The organism is Egicoccus sp. AB-alg6-2, assembly GCF_041821025.1.
Classification (GTDB): domain Bacteria; phylum Actinomycetota; class Nitriliruptoria; order Nitriliruptorales; family Nitriliruptoraceae; genus Egicoccus.
In genome coordinates this window covers 1-17,917 of sequence record NZ_JBGUAY010000011.1, presented here as the reverse complement: position 1 = coordinate 17,917, position 17,917 = coordinate 1, and the positions used below count along the sequence as shown (strand labels likewise).

Below are 17,917 nucleotides of genomic sequence, written 5' to 3'. Positions count from 1 at the left end.
CGACCGCGGGTGATGCGACCCCGAGGTCGTGCGGCATCGGCGAGGCACACCTCGTCCGGGCAGCACCGCCGCGCCACGACGTCACTGCCTCGTACGGCGGCCCGCCGCAGCGGCCGCCCCGTCCCGGCCGCGTCAGTGGCCGATGGCGCCGCCCTCGGAGCGCGGGTCGCTACCCGCCTCGTAGCCGCCGGCGACCAGGCGGATCGCGTGGGCGTGACCCGCACTGTGCGACCGCGCCTCGAGGTCGGTGACGGTGTGGCCGCGCTCACGCAGCCCCGCCGCGATGGCCGGGTCGGCGTCCGCCTCCACCGCGACCGAGCCGTCGGCCACCTCGACCACGAACCGGGGCGCCGCAACCGCGTCCTGCGGGTCGGCGCCGCCGTCGACGAGGTGGCCCAGCAGCTGGGTGTGGATCTGCGCCTGGGCGTCGCCACCCATGGTGCCGAACACCACCTCCGGCGCCCCGTCGCGCAGGGCCATCGCCGGGATCAGGGTGTGCAGCGGCTGCTTTCCCGGGCCGATCACGTTCGGGTCACCCGGCTCGAGGCTGAAGTGGGCGCCGCGGTCGTGCAGCCCGATGCCGGTACCCGGTACGACGACGCCCGAGCCGAACCCGACGAAGTTCGACTGGATCAGGCTGACGAGCAGCCCGTCCCGGTCAGCGGCGCAGAGATAGGCCGTACCTCCGGCGGCCGGTCGTGCCGGCGGCCAGGCGCCAGCCCGCTCGGCATCGACCGCGGCGGCCATCGCGTCAAGGCGCGCCGGCACGATCAGGCCGGCCGGATCGACCGTCATCGTGCGCGGATCCGCGACGTGTTCCTCGCGGTCGGCGAGCGCGGCCCGGATCGCCTCGACCTGCAGGTGGGCGGCGGCCGCCGGATCGTCCGGGAGGCGGTCACCCAACCGGTCGAGGATGCCGAGCGCCGTCAGGGCGGTGACCCCCTGCGTCGGCGGGGGCAGCTCGAGCACCTCGAGCTCGCGGTAGCGACCGGACATCGGCGTGACCAGCCGCGACCGGTGGGCAGCGAGATCGTCGGCGGTCATCGTCGAACCGCCACGCTGCAGCACCTCGACGATCGCGTCCGCGATGCGGCCGGTGTAGAAGGCCGACGGGCCGTCCTCGGCGATCGTGCGGAGGGTCGCGGCGAGGTCGGTTTGGACGAAGCGCCGCCCGGCCTCCATCCGGCCGTAATTCGCCATCCAGTCCGGCTGGTCACCGAAGCGGGCCCGGGCACGTTCGGGGAAGCGGGCGCCGTGGGGGCTGAGCAGGAAACCGTGCTCGGCGAGCTCGATCGCCGTCGCGGTGACGTCGCCGAACGCACGGGTGCCGAACCGGTCGAGGAGGTCGAACCAGCCGGCCACCGCGCCCGGCACCGTGACCGGCAGCGCGCCGAACATCGGCATCCCGCCGGTGCCCGGCATCGACACCGACGGGTCACCGTGCCCCGCGTCGACAGCCGCGCGGATCGCCTCGGGCGTGGCGCCCGCGGGAGCGGCGCCGGCGCTGACGGTCCCGTGCGCCTCGCCGTCCCAGACGATGGCCAGCAGGTCGCCACCGACACCGCAGAAATAGGGGGTCACCACGGCGAGCACGAGGTTGGCGGCGACAGCGGCATCGACCGCGTTGCCACCGTCGGCCAGGACCCGCGCGCCGGCGGTGGAGGCGAGGTGGTGGGGACTCGCCACCACCCCGTGCGGGAACCAGCGTGCGCTCATGGACACCTCGGAGATCGCCTGTGGAGAGTCGCCACCTTAGGGCGGTCCGTGTCACGGCCCACCTGTAGGTTCGGACCGGCAAGTCGCTGGATCCGTGGGGGCGGGTGAGGACATGCGTCGTGGGTCGACGCCGCTACACGGAAGTGCAGTTCCGGGCCGCCGTCGCGGACCCCGGGACGAAGACGATGGCCGACCTCTGCCGCGCACTGGGTCTCGTCCCCCGCGGCGCCAACTACGAGACCGTCTATGACTACGCGGCCGAGCTCGGGATCGATCTGCGGTTTCTGGCGCGACCGACAGCACGTCATGTGTCCGACGCCGACTTCCTCGCCGCCGTCGCGGCGGCGTCTGGTTACCCGGATCTATGCCGACGCCTCGGGCTCAAGGCCTGCCACCCGACGTACCGACGGTTGCGGGAGCGGGGGCGTCAGCTGGGCCAGCGTCTACCGGCGGAGTGGTCGCGAAGGGGGCCCCGGCCGTCCCCCGGGACCACCGGAGACGGAAAAGGCGCCAAGTCCTTCCCCGAGCACGAATTTCGGCGTGCCGTGCTCGGCAACTTCTCGATCGCGGCCGTGATCCGTGATCTCGGCTTCGTGCCATGCGGCACGGCCTACGCGCGCTTCGCTGCAAGCGTCGCAAGCTATGAGGTCGACCTGACTCACTTCGGCTCGGCGGGCACACGAGTCCGCTTTCTGCTCGACAAGCTGGCACCGGAGCTCGCAGCGAACACGGCGAATCGCTTCACCGACCTCGGCCGGCGGCTCGTCAGCGTCGGGCTGAAGACATGGGCATGCGAGCGCTGCGGTCTGACCGAGTGGCAAGGACGCGAAGTGCCACTGGAACTGGACCACGTCAACGGCGACCGGCGTGACAACCGGTTGCAGAACCTGCGGCTGCTCTGCCCAAACTGCCACGCCCTGACACCGACCTACCGCGGTCGGAACCGCGGCGCCCGTGCGCGGCATAGCAGGGAGGCACGATCGCCCGACGCGGATCCATCGCCACGCCCGATGAAACAACTGGCCCTCGTTTAGGCTTCTGGCCATGCGGGCGTGCTGGAACGGTAGACAGAGAGGCCTTAAACGCCTTGGGGCGCAAGCCCGTGTGGGTTCGAATCCCACCGCCCGCACAACGAACGCGCCTGCAACCATTCGGCATCGCGTGCCGTCCCACCGATGACGGGGGGCAACATGCCGAGCATGGTTCGAACACGGTTCCCGGCGACGATTCTGGTGGCCGCCTTCGTGATCACCGCCTGCGGTGCGTCGCCCGACGCGCCCGACGGTCGGGCCGGCGGCGACCCAGACCGCACTCGCGGCGCTCGACATCGAGCGTCCCACGCCGGACTCGCCTGACGTGCCGGATCTCGTCGCCGGGCTCAACGACGTCGGCTACCGGCTGTTCGCCGCCGCGGCCGCGGAGTCCGCGGATGACCTCGTGCTGTCGCCGCTGTCCATCGGCATTGCCTTCGGCATGGCCGATGCGGGCGCCAGTGGCGAGACGGCAGAAGCGTTGTCCGAGCTGTTCGGGTATCCGGTCGACGGCGAAGCCCGGTGGGAGGCGTTCAACACGCTCGAGCAGGGGGTGACCGATGTCGGCGGTCCGGTCGTGCGACTCGCCAACCTGCAGTTCCCCGACAGCGGCTTCACGACCGTCGACGGGTACGACGAGCGCCTCGCGACCTGGTTCGGCGCCCGCGTGGAACCACTTCCTCTGAAGGCCGACCCCGACGGCTCCCGCGCGCACATCAACGACTGGGTCGCCGAGCAGACCGAGGACCTGATCTCCAACCTGCTTCCCATGGGCGCCCTGAACGCAGACTCGGCGTTGGTGCTGGTGAACGCGCTCTACCTCGAAGCGGACTGGGCACGGCTTTTCGGCAAGTACGGCACCGAAGCCCCCGACTTCACGCGTCTGGACGGCTCGACCGTCACGGTGCCGCTCATGCACGAACTCGAACTGTCCGGGCCGGCCGTGGCGACGGACGCCTACGTCGCCACCGAGATCCCCTATCTCGGCACGAGCGGTCGATGCTGGTCGTCGTCCCAGCCGTGGGAAGCTACGCCGAGGTGGAGGCGCAACTCGGTCGAGAACTCGTCGACGAGATCGACGCGAATGCGAGCGGTCAAGCGGTCGAGTTGTTCCTGCCCCGGTTCGAGAGCAGCAGTCAGGTCGACCTGCGCGGCCTGATCGAGGGCGACCTCGGCGCTGCCGACATCTTTGGCGTCGGGGCTACGACGGCATCGCGTCCGGCATCACACTCGAGGACGCGATCCACGCCGCGGACATCGCGGTCGACGAGCAGGGGACGGTCGCGGCGGCCGCCACGGCACTCCTCTTCGAGGACAGCGGGCCCCCCGAGCCCGTAGTGACCGTCCGAGCCGACCAGCCATTCCTCTACCTGATCCGGCACAAGCCGACGAGCGCGGTGTTGTTCGTCGGCCGCGTCCTCGACCCGGCGGCCTGAACGACGATCGTCAGAGCTGGCCCTGGTCGGGGGTGCCGGCGTCGGTGCCCACGTCGTCGGCGGTCAGCCGCACCAGCGGGCCGCTGCTGAACGTCGGCGGGGTCGAGACACCGGCGGCGCGCCACGCCGCGGGTGGGACGCCAAGATCGGCGAGGTAGAGATCGCCGACGTAGGCGTGGGAGATCCGCTCGGCCAGGCCGCGGGTCGGGGCACCGATGGCGACCGTGACGTCCGCGGTCACGCACGGCCCCCGGACCCCCGCGTCAGCCGACAGCCCGGTCGGCAAATCGAGCGACACCACCGGGACGTCGTGGCGGCGCAGCCAGGTCGCGGCGACCTCCGGCAGATCGCGCAGGGGCGGCTCGGTCCCGACGCCGAGCATGGCGTCGAGCACGACCTGGCCGGGCGCCCTGGCATCGTTGAAGGTCTCGGCGGTCACGGACGTCAGGGGCACACCCGCGGCTTCCAGGACGGCGAGTTGCTGCGGATGCCGCGGAGGTCCGACCGTCACCACCTCGACCCCGGCACCGGCCGCGACCAGCAGACGCGCCGCTGCCAGTCCACCTGCGCCGTTCTCGCTCGGGCCGGCCAGCACCGTGATCGTCACGTCGGCCAGGTCGCCGCCGTGCAGCCGACGGAGGGCGTGTGCGGCGGCCCGCCCCGCCTGCTCGGCCCGCACGAGCGGCCCCACCCCCCGCCCGTCGAGCCACTCCCGTACCTGCCGGACCTGGGCCGCGGCCACGTGTTCGACCTCGGCCTGGGACCGGGACGGCAACTCGCCCTCGAGACGCACCCGCCGTTCCCAGGACGGCACCTGCTCCCACGGCCGCACGGCGAATTTCTCGCCGAGTTCGTGCGGCTGCAGGCCCCCGGACCAGCCCTCGACGGCCGTGTCGAGCAGCAACGCCATCACGATCGCGGTCGCCCCCCACAGGATGTCGGCATCGAGCTGCCACGCCCAGGTCGACCCGCGCAGGCTCAACGGCGCGTGCCGCCACCGTGACCGGTCGAGCAGTTGGGTGAGCGGCACCTCGAGGACCTCGTCGACCTCCCACGGGTTCTCGGTCAGCGGATGTGGCTGCCGCCAGCGCGCCAGGACCGGCACCACCCAGAACCGCGACGGCGGGATGTAGAACTTCGGCCCCACACCGACGATCTCGACGGTGTGACCACGGAGTCCGATCTCCTCGCGGGCCTCGCGCAGCGCCGCCTCGTCGACCGACTCCCCCGGGTCGAGACGCCCGCCGGGAAACGACACCTGCCCGGGGTGCGAACGCATGTCGCGGCGGCGGCGCGTCAGCACGACGCGCGGCCCTTCCGGCGTGTCCTCGAGCAGCACGAGGACCGCCCCGACGCGCGCTTCCGGCGGCGGGGTGCGTGCGTCCTCGGGAACCTGCACCAGCGCCTCCCGCAGGCGCGGCCAGAAGACCGCCGGGTCCAACCGCTCGTCCACCCGACTCCGCCCTCGCTCCGCCTGCGCGCACGCTACGCGACACGGCGGCCGCGACGCGACGCGAAATGTGGGGCCACCGTCGCACGCAGCTGGCAAGATCCCGACGACCGGGAGTTGCCGCATGAACCACCTCGAGAGCCCAGACGACGCCACCATGCTTCGATGGCTCGACGTCGCCGTCGAGGAGGCCGTCGCGAGCCGCACCGAGGGTGGCATCCCGATCGGCGCCGCGCTCATCGGCACCGACGGACAGGTGCTCGGACGCGGCCACAACCGCCGCGTGCAGGAGGACGACCCGTCGGTCCACGGCGAGACCGACGCGTTCCGGCGTGCGGGCCGGCAACGCAGTTACCGCGGCACGACGATGGTCACGACCCTCTCGCCGTGCTGGTACTGCGCCGGACTGGTGCGCCAGTTCGGCATCTCCCGGGTCGTCATCGGCGAGGCACGAACGTTCCACGGGGGCCACGACTGGCTCGCCGAGCACGGGGTCGAGGTCCACGTGCTCGACGACCAGCGCTGCATCGACCTGTTGCAACAGTTCATCGCCGAGCACCCGGCGATCTGGAACGAGGACATCGGTCATGAGTGACACCGCGGACACCCGCGCGCCGGCGCCCGACGGCATCGACCCCGACTACCCGCTGCAGATCGTCCCCCTGCACGCCCGCAAGGGCGTGCTGTCGCTGGGGGTCGTCCTGCTCGGCTTCACCTTCTTCACCCCGACGATGCTCGCGGGAGCCAGCATCGCGCCCGCGTTCTCGTTCAACGAGTTCCTGCTCGTCGCCCTCCTCGGCTCGGCCGTGCTGGGTGTCTACGTCTCCGCCCTCGGCGCCGTCGGAGCCCGCACCGGCCTCACCACCGTGGTGATGTCCCGCTACGCCTTCGGCGACAAGGGCGCGAAGCTGGTCTCGTTGCTGCTCGGCGGGACGCAGATCGGCTGGTACGGCGTCACGGTCGCGACCCTGGCGTTGCTGACCCAGCAGGTGACCGGCCTGGACGGACCCGTGTGGCGCTGGGTCCTGATCCTGGTCGGCGGGGCCGTCATGGGCGTGACCGCCTACTACGGCTACCGCGGCATGGAACTGCTCTCGGCCGTGTCCGTGCCGCTGCTGTTGATCCTGGCCGGCTGGGTCACGTGGCGCTCGCTCACGGAGGTCGGCGGGATCGGCGGCCTCGGGGGGCTCACCGGGACCGGGGAGATGACGGTCGCCGCCGCGGTCACCGCCATCGTCGGCACGTTCGCCTCCGGGGGCACGCAGGCGCCCAACTGGACTCGGTTCGCCCGGACCCCCACCCAGGGGGTCACCTCGGCCACGATCGCGTTCTTCGTCGGTGAGCTGCTCATGATCTTCTTCGGCGGGATCGGGGCGCTGGCGTTCGGCATCGGCGACTTCGTCGAGGTGCTGTTCGCGCTCAACCTGATCGGGTGGGGCCTGGTGTTCCTGGTCGCCAACCTGTGGACCACCAACGACAACACCGCCTACAACTTCGGCGTCGCCGGTGCCGAGCTGTTCAACGCCAACACCAAGAAGCCGTTCGTGGTCGGTGGCGTGATCGTCGGGACGCTGCTCGCCCTGCCGATCTACGACAACCTGATCGGCTACCTGGCCTGGCTCGGCATCCTGATCCCCGCCATCGGCGGCGTGATCATCGGTGACTTCCTCGCCAACTGGCGCGGCGGGATGCCCGAACCACTCGACTACCGCTTCCCTGCCGTGCGTTGGGAGAACCTCGCCGTCTACGCCGTGGCGACCCTGCTGGCGTGGCTGTCGAGCCGGTACGGCGTCTTCATCCCGCCGGTGGTGGCGATCGTCGTGGCGATCGTGGGCGCCTACCTCGTCGGACGGCGGGCGTCGGACCTCGGGCGACCCGCGGCGGCCGTCTGAAACGGCGACCGTCTGACACGACGGTCGCGGTCAGGCGAGTGAGGCGGCCAGGCCGTCGAGGATGTCGGACTCGCTGACCACGACATCATCGAAGTCGTAGCGCTGCGCCACGCGCGAGAGCACCAGGGCGCCGCCGTGCAGGACGTCCTCCCGGCCCGGCTGCACCGGGCCCAGAGCGGCGCGCTCAGACGCGGACATGGCGAGCAGGCGTTCGGTCAGTTCGAGCAGCGCGGAGAGCGGCACGCGGGCGCCGTGGATGCGGCGCTCCTCGTAGGCCGGCAGGTTGAGGTGCAGCGCGGCCAGGGTCGTGGCCGTGCCGGCGACCGCCACCAACGACCGCGCCCCCGCCAGGTCCGCGCCCTGCAACGACAGGCCGGCATCGGCCTCGTCGAGGCGTTCGTCCACGAAGGCGCGCGCCGCAACCACTTCGGCGGCGGCGGGCGGATCGGTCGCCAGGTGGCGCTCGGTGAGCCGTACGCAGCCCAGCTGCATCGACACGCTACCGGCCACGTCGCCGCCGTCGTCGCCGACGACCAGCTCGGTCGAACCGCCGCCGACGTCGACGACCGCGACTGGAGCGACCACGTCGACGGCACCCGCAGCGCCGGCGAAGGTCAGGGCCGCTTCCTGTTCGCCGCTGAGCACCTCCGCGTCGACGCCGGCGACCTCGCGGACGCCGCCGAAGAAGCGGTCGCGGTCACCGGCGTCACGGACGGCGGACGTGGCCGCGATCCGGACGCGGTCGGTCACCCCCGCCGCGGTCCACAGCTCGCGGTAGCGGGCGATGGTGTCGAGCGTCCGCTGCAGGGCCTCGTCGTCGAGGTGGCCGTTGCGGTCGACGCCGGCACCCAGGCGGGTGATCGTCAGCTCGCGGGCGATCCGGCGGCCGTCGGCGTCGACGATCAGGAGCCGGACCGAGTTGGTACCGACATCGACGGCGGCCCGGGCCGCGGTCACGACGAGCGCTCCATGCGGGCGGCGACCTCGCCCTCGGTCACGCACGGGCCGCGGCACGGCGCCGGGGTGGTGTGCTCGACCGTCCACTGCCCGACCACGTTGTCGCCGGTGGCCAGCGTGTGCCCCGCGTGCACGTGCAGGCACTTGATGTGCCCCGGCATGCCGCCAGCACTCGGGTTGCCCGGCAACGGCTCGCCAAGTTGGTCCCGTGCGGCGACGTAGCGTTCCGACGCGGCCGCGTACGAAGCGGCGAACTCGTCGTCGGTGCCGAGCCGTTCGTTGAGCCCGACCATGGCGTGATCGGCCTCGAGGCCGCCCACCCGTGACCGCATGACCGGGCACGTGAGCCAGAACGTCGTCGGAAACGGCGTGCCGTCGTCCAACCGCGGAGCGACACGCACCACCGTCGGCAGCCCGTACACGCACCGGTGCACCACGGCCGGGGCGCCGCGGGCGGGACGACCCAACTGCACCGAGACGATGGCCTGTTCGCGCCGGTCGGCCGGCGCGGCCGCCAGCGCCCGCTCGTACGAGGCCTGCGGATCGGGCCGCACGGCGTCGGGCTGGGGGCCGGGCACGCCGGTCGGGCGCACACCGACGTCCGGCGCCTCGCGGTCCGAGGCGCCGGGCACGTCCCTGGGGACGGGGCGCGCGGCCCCGTCGGGGAACGGCATCAGCCGACGCGTCCGCGACGCTGTCGGCGCGCCTCACCCTGGATCATCTGCGACTTGTGCATGAAGCGGCGCAGACGCTTGTTGAAGTCCTTGTCGAGCTTGGACCGCAGGTTGACGGACTCCTCGTCCTGCCACTCCGGGTCGGCACGCTTGATGGACAGGTCGACCTTGCCGTCCTCCTTGACGTCGAGCACCTTGACGTCGACCTCGTCGCCTTCGGCGAGGTAGGCGTAGATGTTCTCGACGAAGTCGGCGTCGACCTCGGATACGTGGACCAGCCCGGTGACGATGCCTCCGTCCTCGGTCGGAACCTCGACGAATGCGCCGTACTCCTCGAGCCGGACGACCTTGCCCTTGACGATCTGTCCCTGCAGTTGGACCAACTCCTGTGGGGCGCGGGGCGCTCGCGCGAGACGCCTGGGGGCCCCGGTCGTAGCCGCACGTCGGCGGCTGGCGGTGAAGGGACCCGGTCCGCAGACGGGACCGGGCGCGCGATCGGCGGAGCCACAACCGAGCTCCGCACCCCGTAACGGTACGGAGCGCAGCCGCCAGGGGCAACACCGACCGGACGTCCGATCGACCTGCCGTCGCTCAGGATGAGCCGACCCAGCCGTGCACCGTCTCCCACATCCGCTCGTACCAGGCCGCATCGGAGGGCGCCTGCACGGTGGAACGCGGGGCGGTGATCCGGGGCCGCTCGACCTCCGGAGGGATCAACGTGTAGGGCACCTCCCCGGGCCGGATGAAGCCCTGGTGCTCGCGGGCGAGGAGCTCGATGTTGATGGGGTCCTGCAGGTCGCGCTGGCGCTGCAGCAGTTCGGCGTTGGCACGGTCGAGCGCATCCGCCTTTCCGGCCAGCGCATCCACCCGTTCGCGGGTGTCCAGGTAACGCTGGGCCGGCCCCGAGAGCATCAGCACGGACAGCACGATCGCCCCGAGCAGCATCAGCACCAGCGGCCGATCGCCACTGACGGCGCGGCGGACGCCGTGACGGACCCCGCGCGCCGCCGCCAGGCTGCGGTCGGCGGCACGCTGCAGGGCGACCGGACCCCGATCGTGACCACCGCGCCGACGGCGACGCTGCTGGCGCCGCAGGTCGCGGCGCGCGTGCGAGCGGGACGGCTGGCTGGTCACGGGGCGAACCGGGGGAACGCTTCACGGCCGGCGTAGCGGGCGCTGTCGCCGAGCTCTTCCTCGATGCGCAGCAACTGGTTGTACTTGGCGACCCGGTCGGAGCGTGCGGGCGCGCCGGTCTTGATCTGGCCCGCGTTGGTGGCGACGGCGATGTCGGCGATGGTGGCGTCCTCGGTCTCGCCGGAACGGTGGCTGATCATCGCGGTCCACCCGGCACGTTGCGCCATGGCGACCGCATCGAGGGTCTCGGTCAGCGAGCCGATCTGGTTGACCTTCACGAGCACGCTGTTCGCGGCCCGCTCGTCGATGCCGCGTCGGACGAAGGCGGGATTGGTCACCAGCAGGTCGTCGCCGACGAGCTGGACCTGCTCGCCCAGCCGCTGGGTCAACAGCTTCCACCCGTCCCAGTCGCCCTCGTCGAGTCCGTCCTCGATCGAGACGATCGGGTAGCGGTCGACGAGGTCGGCCCACAGCTCCACCATCTCCTCGGACGACAGGACCCGTCCCTCGCCGTCGAGGTGGTATCTGCCGTCGCGGAACAGCTCGGAGGTGGCCGGGTCCATCGCGAGCGCGATGTCGCTGCCGGCCCGGTAGCCGGCGGCGTCGATCGCCTCCATGAGCAGGTCCAGCGCGGCCGAGTTCGACGCGAGGTCGGGGGCGAAGCCGCCCTCGTCACCCAGCCCCGTGGACAGGCCCCGGCCGTGCAGCACCTTCTTGAGCTGGTGGTAGACCTCGGTGCCGATGCGCAGCGCCTCGGCGAAGCTGGGGGCGCCGATCGGCGCGATCATGAACTCCTGGAAGTCGACGTTGGAGTCGGCGTGGCTGCCCCCGTTGAGCACATTCATCATCGGGACCGGGAGCAGGTGCGCGTTGGGGCCGCCGAGGTAGGCGTACAGCGGCAGGCCGCTCGCCTCGGCCGCCGCCTTGGCGGTCGCCAGCGAGACGCCGAGGATGGCGTTGGCGCCCAGCGTGCCCTTGTTGTCGGTGCCGTCGAGGTCGAGCAGGAGCGCATCGATCTCGCGCTGCCGCGTCGCGTCGTGTCCGAGGAGCGCCGGCGCGATGGTCTCGTGGACGTTGTCGACGGCCTTGCGCACCCCCTTGCCGAGGTAGCGCTCCCCGCCGTCACGCAGCTCGACCGCCTCGGCCTCGCCCGTGGACGCCCCCGAAGGGACCGCTGCACGACCGAGCGTGCCGTCGACCAGGCCGACCTCGACCTCGACGGTCGGGTTGCCGCGGCTGTCGAGGATCTCGCGGGCGCGGACGAGTTCGATGGTCGTCAGATGCATGAGCGGTGTCGTCTCGAGGAGAGAGGGAACGGCGGGCACGCCAGGCGGTCCGTACACGCGGCGCCTGACCGCATCGGACGGTACGTGACGGTCACGCGCATTGGAAACAACGCCGACACGAGCGTGGGACCAGGGGTTGGTGGGAACCCCGGTGTCTCAGACGTCCAGGCGCCACAGGCGGCGGGTGACGACGCCGGCGGCCAGTCCGGCCATCGCGCCGACCACGAACCCGCGCCCGCGTCGCTGGTCGACGGCGGCACCGATGAGGGCACCCGCCACCTTCGCACCGACGACCACGACGGCGTCGGTCGGGAACGGCGCCCGGTCCACCTGCCATCGCGCCAGGTCGGCGACGTCGACGTCGGTGTCCCAGCCGGCCAGCACGTCCTCGTTGCCGCGGACCTCGTCGGGCGCGAGATCGGGAGGGCGGATGCTCGCGGGCGCGCCCGACCCGTTGGCGTCGGTGGCGACGTCGTCGGTGGACATGCGCGTCCTCGGCTGGCAGGGATCCGGCGGGGGCGGCAGCCTAGTCGGGACGACCGGCCCGGTCAGTCGGGCGCCTTGACCTCGTCCCACAGCTCCAGCCACGTGTCCCGGCTGAGGTCGTCGACCGGCAACTCCCGCTGGACCGCGAGGGCCAGCACCGCCTCGAAGCGGGCCCGGAACTTGCGCGCCGCGGCCCGCGCCGCCACCTCGGGATCGAGGTCGAGGGCGCGCGCGAGGCCGACGACGGCGCCGAGCAGGTCACCGAGCTCCTCGAGGCGCTCCTCGTCCGTCCCGGCGTCCAGCAGTTCGCCGAGCTCCTCGGTCACGCGGGCGGCGGGTTCGGTCGGATCGCTCCAGTCGAACCCACGCTTGGCGGCCTTGCGCTCGAGCGTCTCGAGCAGCATCAGGCCGGGCAGCGCCGGTGGCACGCCGTCGAACGGGCCGGTGCGTCCCACCTTCTCGCGGGCCTTCAGGGCGTCCCAGTTGCGCTGGACGTCCTCGGCGGTGTCCGCGTCGCCGTCGGCGAACACGTGCGGGTGACGCCGCACCAGCTTGTCGACGATGCCGCGCGTCACGTCGTCGATGTTGAAGGCACGACGATCGCTGGCCACCTGGGCCTGGAACACGACCTGCAGCAGCACGTCACCGAGCTCTTCCGCGATGTCGACGTCGTGTTCCCGCTCGATCGCGTCGATGAGTTCGTAGGTCTCCTCGACGAGGTACTTCGCGAGGCTGGCGTGATCCTGCTCCAGGTCCCAGGGGCAGCCGTCCTCGGGGTCGCGGAGCCGCTTGAGCACGTCGACGAGCCGGACGAACTCCGCGCCGGCGGGTTGCTGCGCCATGAAGACGAACTCGACCTCGGCGTCGTGCTCACCGGCCTGGCCACCCAGCGTCGGACCCAGCCCCTCGTCCCCGGGACCGAGCAGGTACACCGCCACGCCTTCACGGACCGCGTACTCGAGCAGCGCCTTGGCGATGCGCCGATCCTCGGGGCTGCCCGGCTTGGTCAGGTCGAGCTCGGCGCGGCCGAGCGTGGCGGGAGCCAGCGGCTGCAGGTCCAGGCCGGCGAAGTACAGGTGCTTCGCGCTCGGGTGGGTGTCGGGGTCGCGCAGGTGCACGACCGGCGCGGTTCCGAGCACGTCCCACGCCTGGAACGGCAGCAGGCCGGGCAGGGCGTCGGAGGTCTCGACCAGCACCACCCTGGGCGGCGCGCCCCCGCTCATTCCTCGGCCGGCGCGTCGACCGGGTCGTCGAGCAGGTCGCCGGGCTGCTGCCCCGGTTCGGCGCCCTGGCCGACACGCTCGGGCGCGACCACCTGCTGCAGTTCAGCGTCCCAACGGCCGAGCCCCGGCGCGACCGTGACCTCGGCGTCCGCGAACGCACTGGCCAGCAACTGGTCGAGCTGCCCCTGCGCAGCCTGGTCGCGACTGCCGCCGCCGGCCGCCTGCTCGACGCTGCCCTCGTCGGTCACCTCGAGGACGTGGAACCCGAAGTCGGACTCGACCGGTCCGACGACCTCACCGATCGTGGCGGACCACACGGCGTCGTCGAAGGGCGGCACGAACGCACCACGAGGGTTGTCGCCGAGTTCGCCGCCCTGTGCACCGCTACCGGGGTCGGTGGAGCGTTGCTGGGCCAGTTCGGCGAAGTCGGCGCCGTCGGCGAGCTCGTCGACGATCGCCTGGGCCTCGGGCTCGGTCTCGACCAGGATGTGGCGCACCGTGCGGGTCTCGACCTCCTCGACCTCGACCTCGCCGAGGAGCTCCTCGCGCAGCAGGTCGAGGCGGAGGCTGGCCGGGATGAGGACGTCGCGGTAGAGCTCGACGGTCAGACCGCTCTGCTGGGCGGACAACTGCTGCGCCAGCGCCTCCTCGCCGCCGAAGCCTTCGACGTCCTCCTCGAACCTGGCCGCTTCCTCGGCCGGGTCGACGGTGATGCCGCGCTCGTCGGCGAGGTTGATGATCGCCTGGGCCTGGATCAGGAAGCTCAGCACCCGCCGCTGGGTGTCCCCGACGAGCTCGTTGCGCTCCTCGGCGTCCATCGACGCGCTGTCGCCGGTCAGTTCGCGCACCGCGCTCTCGAGGCGTTCGCGCGAGATGACCTCGCCGTCGACCGTGGCCGCGGCCCCCGGGGTGGTCGCGCCGCCGCAACCGGCGAGGAGGGCCGCGAGCATGGCGGCTGACAGCAGGGAACGGATGCGCACGGCGAGGTACTCCAGCAAGCGGATGCGGCCGGCGAGCGGCCTGTCGAGACGACGGACGGACACGCGTCGCCGCGGAGTCTACTGGTTCGCCCGCCGCGGGCTCTCGCCGATTCCGACCGGGATCGCCATTCCGAGAACGTGACCTATGCTGCCCGCATGACGACCGACATCCACGACACCGTCGACGAGCAGCTTCGCCGGGCGCGTCAGCGCTACACCGGCGGGCGCCGTCAACTCGTGCAGCTGCTGATGGATGCCGGCCGGCCCGTGACGATCCCCGAGCTGCAGCATCTCGGTGCACGCCAGTCGCAGAGCTCGCTCTACCGCAACCTCGCGACCCTCGAGCAGTGCGGCGCGGTGCACCGCCTGGCCTCGACCGACGACGTCGCCCGCTACGAGCTCACCGAGGAGCTCTCCGAGCACCACCACCACCTGCTGTGCTCGCTGTGCGGTCGTCTCGAGGACGTCGTGCTGCCGGCTCGGATCGAGTCGGCGCTCGCCGAGGCCGCCGACGAGGCCCGCCGCCAGACCGACTTCGACGTCGACTCGCACCGCTTCGAGCTCGTCGGTACCTGCGCCACCTGCAGCTGACGTCGCCACGCGGGCCGCAACCCGCGGACCGTGGTGGTCAGCCGGCCGCAGCGGGCGCGTGCCGGTGTCGCCACGTGCGGGCGCGATCGAGGCTCTCGCGCACGGCGAGCACGACGAAGAAGGCGGCTACGGTCAGACCGGCGATGGTCGGTGCGGCGGCGAGCCCGAGGTGGAAACTCAGCAGCAGCCCCGCGATCACGCCGAGGGCGCCGATGAACATCGCCACGCCCATCATCACCGGTACGCGCCGCGACACGAGGGCGGCGGTCGCCGGCGGGGCGACGATGAACGCGAACACCAACATCGTGCCGACCGCCCGGAACGAGCTGATGATGACCATGGCGACCAGGGCCAGCATCACGAGGTGGGTGAGGCCGGGACGCAACCCGAGGACCTCGGCCTTGGCGCGACTGAACGACAGCACCAGGAACGGCCGGTACATCGCGATCGTGACGACGACGGTGACCGCCGTCGCCTGGGCCACCGTGCGCACCTGGTCGCTGGTGACCCCGAGCGGGGAGCCGAACAGGATGGTGGTCAGGTCGCCTGCGTACGCCCCGCTGCGCGAGATGACGGCGACGCCGAGGGCGAGCATGCCGACGAACAGCAGCCCGATCGCGGTGTCGTCGCCGAGGCGGCTCCGGGCGCTGGCGACGCTCACGCCCCCGATCATGACGGCTGCGCTGATCGCCGCACCGACCAGGAGGTTGCCACCCAGCACGTAGGCGATCGCGATGCCGGGCAGGACCCCGTGGGCGAGCGCGTCGCCCATGAACGACATGCCACGCATCACGACCCACGTGCCGATGAGCGAGCTCGCGACCACGGTGAGCAGGCCGGCCATCAGCGTGTTGCGCATGAACCCGTAGGCGAACGGCTCGCTGATCAACTCCAGCACGGGGCGCTCCGCGGGATGGTCGGGGGACGGCCGGCGACGGCCAGCAAGTGGATCACATCAGCCGAGCGCGTCGACGATCCGCCGGGCGTTCTCACGCAGCAGGTCGACGTAGGTCGCGGCATCGCTGCCCGGCTCGCCGAGCGCATCGGTGTACAGCGAGACGACCGCGATCTCGGGGCCCCCACGACTGCCGACCTCGGTGGCGAGCTGATCGGCGAGCGCGGACGACTCGACGTTCTCGGTGAAGATCGCCGGCACCCCCGTCTCCTCGATGGTCTCGACGAGCGCCGCGAAGGCGCGCGCGTCCGCCTCGGCCTGGGTCGAGACCCCTGGCACGACGGTCCCGAGCACCTCGAAGTCGTAGCGGTGCGCGAGATAGCCCAGCGAGTCGTGGTTGGTCACCAACAGGCGACGCTCGGACGGGATCGTGGCGTACAACTCCGCCAGTTCGTGATCGAGCGCACGGAGTTCGTCGGCGTACGCCAGGGCGCGGTCGTCGAAGTCGCCGGCGCCGACCTCGCCCAGCTCGGCCGCGATCAGTTGCACCGCGTCGGCCATGCGCTCGGGGTCGAACCAGATGTGCGGGTCGAGCGGCCCGTGGTCGTGACCCGCGTGGTCGTCGTCGTGGCCGTGCTCGTCGTCGTGGCCGTGCTCGTCGTCGTGGCCGTGCTCGTCGTCGTGCGCGTGGTCGTCGTCGTGCGCGTGGTCGTCGTCGTGCGCGTGGTCGTGGTGGTCGGCGACGCCGAACTCGATCGGATCGAGCTGTTCGGCCAGCTCGAGCACCCGGATGCCCTCCGACGACGCCGCGTCGATGGCGTCGACCAGGTTCTCCTCGAGCCCGAGTCCGTTGGCGACGACGAGGTCGGCCTGGCGCAGCAGCGCGGCGTCGCTCGCGGAGGGTTGGTAGCCGTGGGGGTCGACACCGGGCGGAACGAGCACCTCCACCCGCGCATCGTCGCCGACGACGTTGGACACGACGTCGCCGAGAATGCTGGTGGTGGCGACGACCAGCGTCTGGTCACCCTCGTCGACGATCCCGGGTTCGGCCGACTCGTCCGGCGCGTTCGTCGTCGGCGCATCCACCTCCGGGGACTCGGCCTGTTCCGGCTCCGTGAGTTGCCCGCCGTCGCCGGCGCAGGCCGCCAGCATCAGGGCGACACCGGCCAGCGCGACGGCGGCACGGGAGGGGCGGGAACGAGAGCCGAGCAGGGACACGAGCAGACCGATCGATTCGTCGTGAGGACGGCGACGCCCGCGCGCTGCCGCGGCGGTAGCTTGTGTCGCCCGTTCCGATGAGGGTAATGGGAACTGTTCCTAAAAGCGAGCCGACCATGACCTCCACCCGGCGGGGACGAACCGATTCCGAAGCCGCCGCCACCGCCCCGGCGATCGTGATGCGGGGGCTCGGCGTCCACTACGGCGGGATCCGCGCCGTCGACGCCGTCGACCTGCAGTTCGCGCGCGGGCAGGTCGTCGCCATCATCGGGCCGAACGGCTCCGGGAAGTCGACGCTGCTCGGCACCATCTCCGGGCTCATCCGCCCCGACCGCGGCAGCATCGCGGTGCTCGGCCGACCGCCGAGAACCATGCGCCGCCAGGTCGCCCACGTGCTGCAGACGACCGTCGCGAACGAGGCGGTCCCCCTGACCGTGCAAGAGACGGTGAGGATGGGCTGCTACGGCCTACGTGGCGCCTTCCGGCCACTGGGAAGCGAGGACCGCGAGGCGGTCGACGACGCCGTCGAGCGCCTCCGCATCACCGATCTCCTCGACCGACAGCTGCTGGAACTCTCCGGCGGGCAACGGCAGCGCGTGTACGTGGCGCAGGCACTCGCCCAACGGGCGCAGGTGCTGCTCCTCGACGAGCCGATCACGGGGCTCGACCTCGTCACCCAGGAGACCATCACGGAGGTCGTCGCGGCCGAGCGCGATCGCGGCGCGACCGTGGTCCTGACCACCCACGACGTGGGTACCGCCCAGCTCGCGGACACGACCGTGTTGATGGCCACCCGGGTGGTCGCGGCCGGTCCGCCGGCGCACGTCCTCACGCCCGAGCACCTGACCCGCGCCTACGGAGGTCACGTCCACGTGCTCGACGACGGCACGGTGGTGCTCGACGAGTCCCACCACCACGACCACCGGCACCACGACCGGATGTGAGGCT

At 71.9% G+C, this 17,917-nt stretch carries 18 protein-coding genes, 1 tRNA gene and 2 pseudogenes; 9 read left to right on the top strand and 12 right to left on the bottom strand.

The features are described from left to right. Positions 1-132 precede the first annotated feature (132 nt). The gene (locus ACERMF_RS16880; RefSeq protein ID WP_373670317.1) at positions 133-1,716 is read right to left on the bottom strand and encodes a gamma-glutamyltransferase family protein; all 1,584 of its coding nucleotides are present in this window, start codon (positions 1,714-1,716) and stop codon (positions 133-135) included. Positions 1,717-1,835: 119 nt separating this feature from the next. On the opposite strand from ACERMF_RS16880, the gene ACERMF_RS16875 reads away from it, so the two are divergent. The 5 genes and pseudogenes from ACERMF_RS16875 to ACERMF_RS16855 all read left to right on the top strand — a co-directional run bounded on the left by ACERMF_RS16875 (position 1,836) and on the right by ACERMF_RS16855 (position 4,183). Continuing rightward, the gene (locus ACERMF_RS16875) at positions 1,836-2,750 is read left to right on the top strand and encodes an HNH endonuclease (protein ID WP_373670316.1); all 915 of its coding nucleotides are present in this window, start codon (positions 1,836-1,838) and stop codon (positions 2,748-2,750) included. Between the two features lie 12 nt (positions 2,751-2,762). Further along, positions 2,763-2,845, top strand: a tRNA-Leu gene (locus ACERMF_RS16870). 131 nt (positions 2,846-2,976) lie between these two features. Further along, positions 2,977-3,717: pseudogene (locus tag ACERMF_RS16865) on the top strand (serpin family protein); the annotation flags it as partial. A gap of 29 nt (positions 3,718-3,746) precedes the next feature. Then, positions 3,747-3,890 (top strand): annotated as a pseudogene (locus ACERMF_RS16860) (hypothetical protein); the annotation flags it as partial. A gap of 68 nt (positions 3,891-3,958) precedes the next feature. After that, on the top strand, positions 3,959-4,183 hold the full coding sequence (locus ACERMF_RS16855) for a serpin family protein (protein WP_373670368.1): 225 nt from the start codon (positions 3,959-3,961) through the stop codon (positions 4,181-4,183). A gap of 10 nt (positions 4,184-4,193) precedes the next feature. Here the strand turns inward: ACERMF_RS16855 and ACERMF_RS16850 are convergent, their stop codons facing one another. Continuing rightward, positions 4,194-5,636, bottom strand: a complete 1,443-nt coding sequence (locus ACERMF_RS16850) for an NAD(P)H-hydrate epimerase (protein ID WP_373670315.1) — start codon at positions 5,634-5,636, stop codon at positions 4,194-4,196. Positions 5,637-5,757: 121 nt separating this feature from the next. Between ACERMF_RS16850 and ACERMF_RS16845 the strand changes: the two genes are divergently transcribed. Together ACERMF_RS16845 and codB are read left to right on the top strand one after the other, a co-directional pair. Then, entirely contained in the window at positions 5,758-6,228 is a 471-nt protein-coding gene (locus tag ACERMF_RS16845) for a nucleoside deaminase (RefSeq protein WP_373670314.1), read from the top strand. Further along, a complete protein-coding gene (gene codB / locus ACERMF_RS16840) occupies positions 6,221-7,525 on the top strand; it encodes a cytosine permease (protein ID WP_373670313.1) in 1,305 nt (434 codons plus the stop codon). Before ACERMF_RS16845 ends, codB begins: the two co-directional genes overlap by 8 nt. Positions 7,526-7,555: 30 nt before the next feature. Here codB and ACERMF_RS16835 read toward each other — a convergent pair whose 3' ends face one another. The 8 genes from ACERMF_RS16835 to ACERMF_RS16800 form a co-directional block, all read right to left on the bottom strand. Then, positions 7,556-8,482 (bottom strand): exopolyphosphatase, encoded by a 927-nt coding sequence (locus ACERMF_RS16835; protein ID WP_373670312.1) that lies wholly within the window; start codon positions 8,480-8,482, stop codon positions 7,556-7,558. Beyond that, on the bottom strand, positions 8,479-9,156 hold the full coding sequence (locus tag ACERMF_RS16830; RefSeq protein WP_373670311.1) for a DUF501 domain-containing protein: 678 nt from the start codon (positions 9,154-9,156) through the stop codon (positions 8,479-8,481). The genes ACERMF_RS16835 and ACERMF_RS16830 overlap by 4 nt, the downstream gene beginning before the upstream one ends. Beyond that, positions 9,156-9,539, bottom strand: a complete 384-nt coding sequence (locus tag ACERMF_RS16825; protein WP_373670310.1) for a S1 RNA-binding domain-containing protein — start codon at positions 9,537-9,539, stop codon at positions 9,156-9,158. The genes ACERMF_RS16830 and ACERMF_RS16825 overlap by 1 nt, the downstream gene beginning before the upstream one ends. Before the next feature lie 208 nt (positions 9,540-9,747). Then, positions 9,748-10,290, bottom strand: coding sequence for a septum formation initiator family protein (locus ACERMF_RS16820; protein WP_373670309.1), 543 nt, complete (start codon positions 10,288-10,290; stop codon positions 9,748-9,750). Beyond that, positions 10,287-11,576, bottom strand: coding sequence for a phosphopyruvate hydratase (gene eno, locus ACERMF_RS16815; RefSeq protein WP_373670308.1), 1,290 nt, complete (start codon positions 11,574-11,576; stop codon positions 10,287-10,289). Before eno ends, ACERMF_RS16820 begins: the two co-directional genes overlap by 4 nt. 156 nt (positions 11,577-11,732) lie before the next feature. Beyond that, positions 11,733-12,062 carry a hypothetical protein gene (locus ACERMF_RS16810; RefSeq protein WP_373670307.1) on the bottom strand — a complete coding sequence of 110 codons (330 nt, stop codon included), beginning with the start codon at positions 12,060-12,062 and terminating at the stop codon, positions 11,733-11,735. 62 nt (positions 12,063-12,124) lie between these two features. Continuing rightward, a complete protein-coding gene (mazG, locus tag ACERMF_RS16805; protein WP_373670306.1) occupies positions 12,125-13,285 on the bottom strand; it encodes a nucleoside triphosphate pyrophosphohydrolase in 1,161 nt (386 codons plus the stop codon). After that, entirely contained in the window at positions 13,282-14,328 is a 1,047-nt protein-coding gene (locus ACERMF_RS16800) for a peptidylprolyl isomerase (RefSeq protein WP_373670305.1), read from the bottom strand. The genes mazG and ACERMF_RS16800 overlap by 4 nt, the downstream gene beginning before the upstream one ends. A 93-nt stretch (positions 14,329-14,421) precedes the next feature. Between ACERMF_RS16800 and ACERMF_RS16795 the strand changes: the two genes are divergently transcribed. After that, complete coding sequence (locus ACERMF_RS16795; RefSeq protein WP_373670304.1) at positions 14,422-14,856, top strand: Fur family transcriptional regulator; 435 nt, start codon at positions 14,422-14,424, stop codon at positions 14,854-14,856. A gap of 37 nt (positions 14,857-14,893) precedes the next feature. Here the strand turns inward: ACERMF_RS16795 and ACERMF_RS16790 are convergent, their stop codons facing one another. Both ACERMF_RS16790 and ACERMF_RS16785 read right to left on the bottom strand, forming a co-directional pair. Next, entirely contained in the window at positions 14,894-15,754 is an 861-nt protein-coding gene (locus ACERMF_RS16790; RefSeq protein WP_373670303.1) for a metal ABC transporter permease, read from the bottom strand. A 57-nt stretch (positions 15,755-15,811) separates the two neighbouring features. Continuing rightward, positions 15,812-16,969 carry a metal ABC transporter solute-binding protein, Zn/Mn family gene (locus tag ACERMF_RS16785; RefSeq protein ID WP_373670302.1) on the bottom strand — a complete coding sequence of 386 codons (1,158 nt, stop codon included), beginning with the start codon at positions 16,967-16,969 and terminating at the stop codon, positions 15,812-15,814. 116 nt (positions 16,970-17,085) lie between these two features. Between ACERMF_RS16785 and ACERMF_RS16780 the strand changes: the two genes are divergently transcribed. Next, entirely contained in the window at positions 17,086-17,913 is an 828-nt protein-coding gene (locus ACERMF_RS16780) for a metal ABC transporter ATP-binding protein (protein WP_373670301.1), read from the top strand. Positions 17,914-17,917 lie beyond the last annotated feature (4 nt).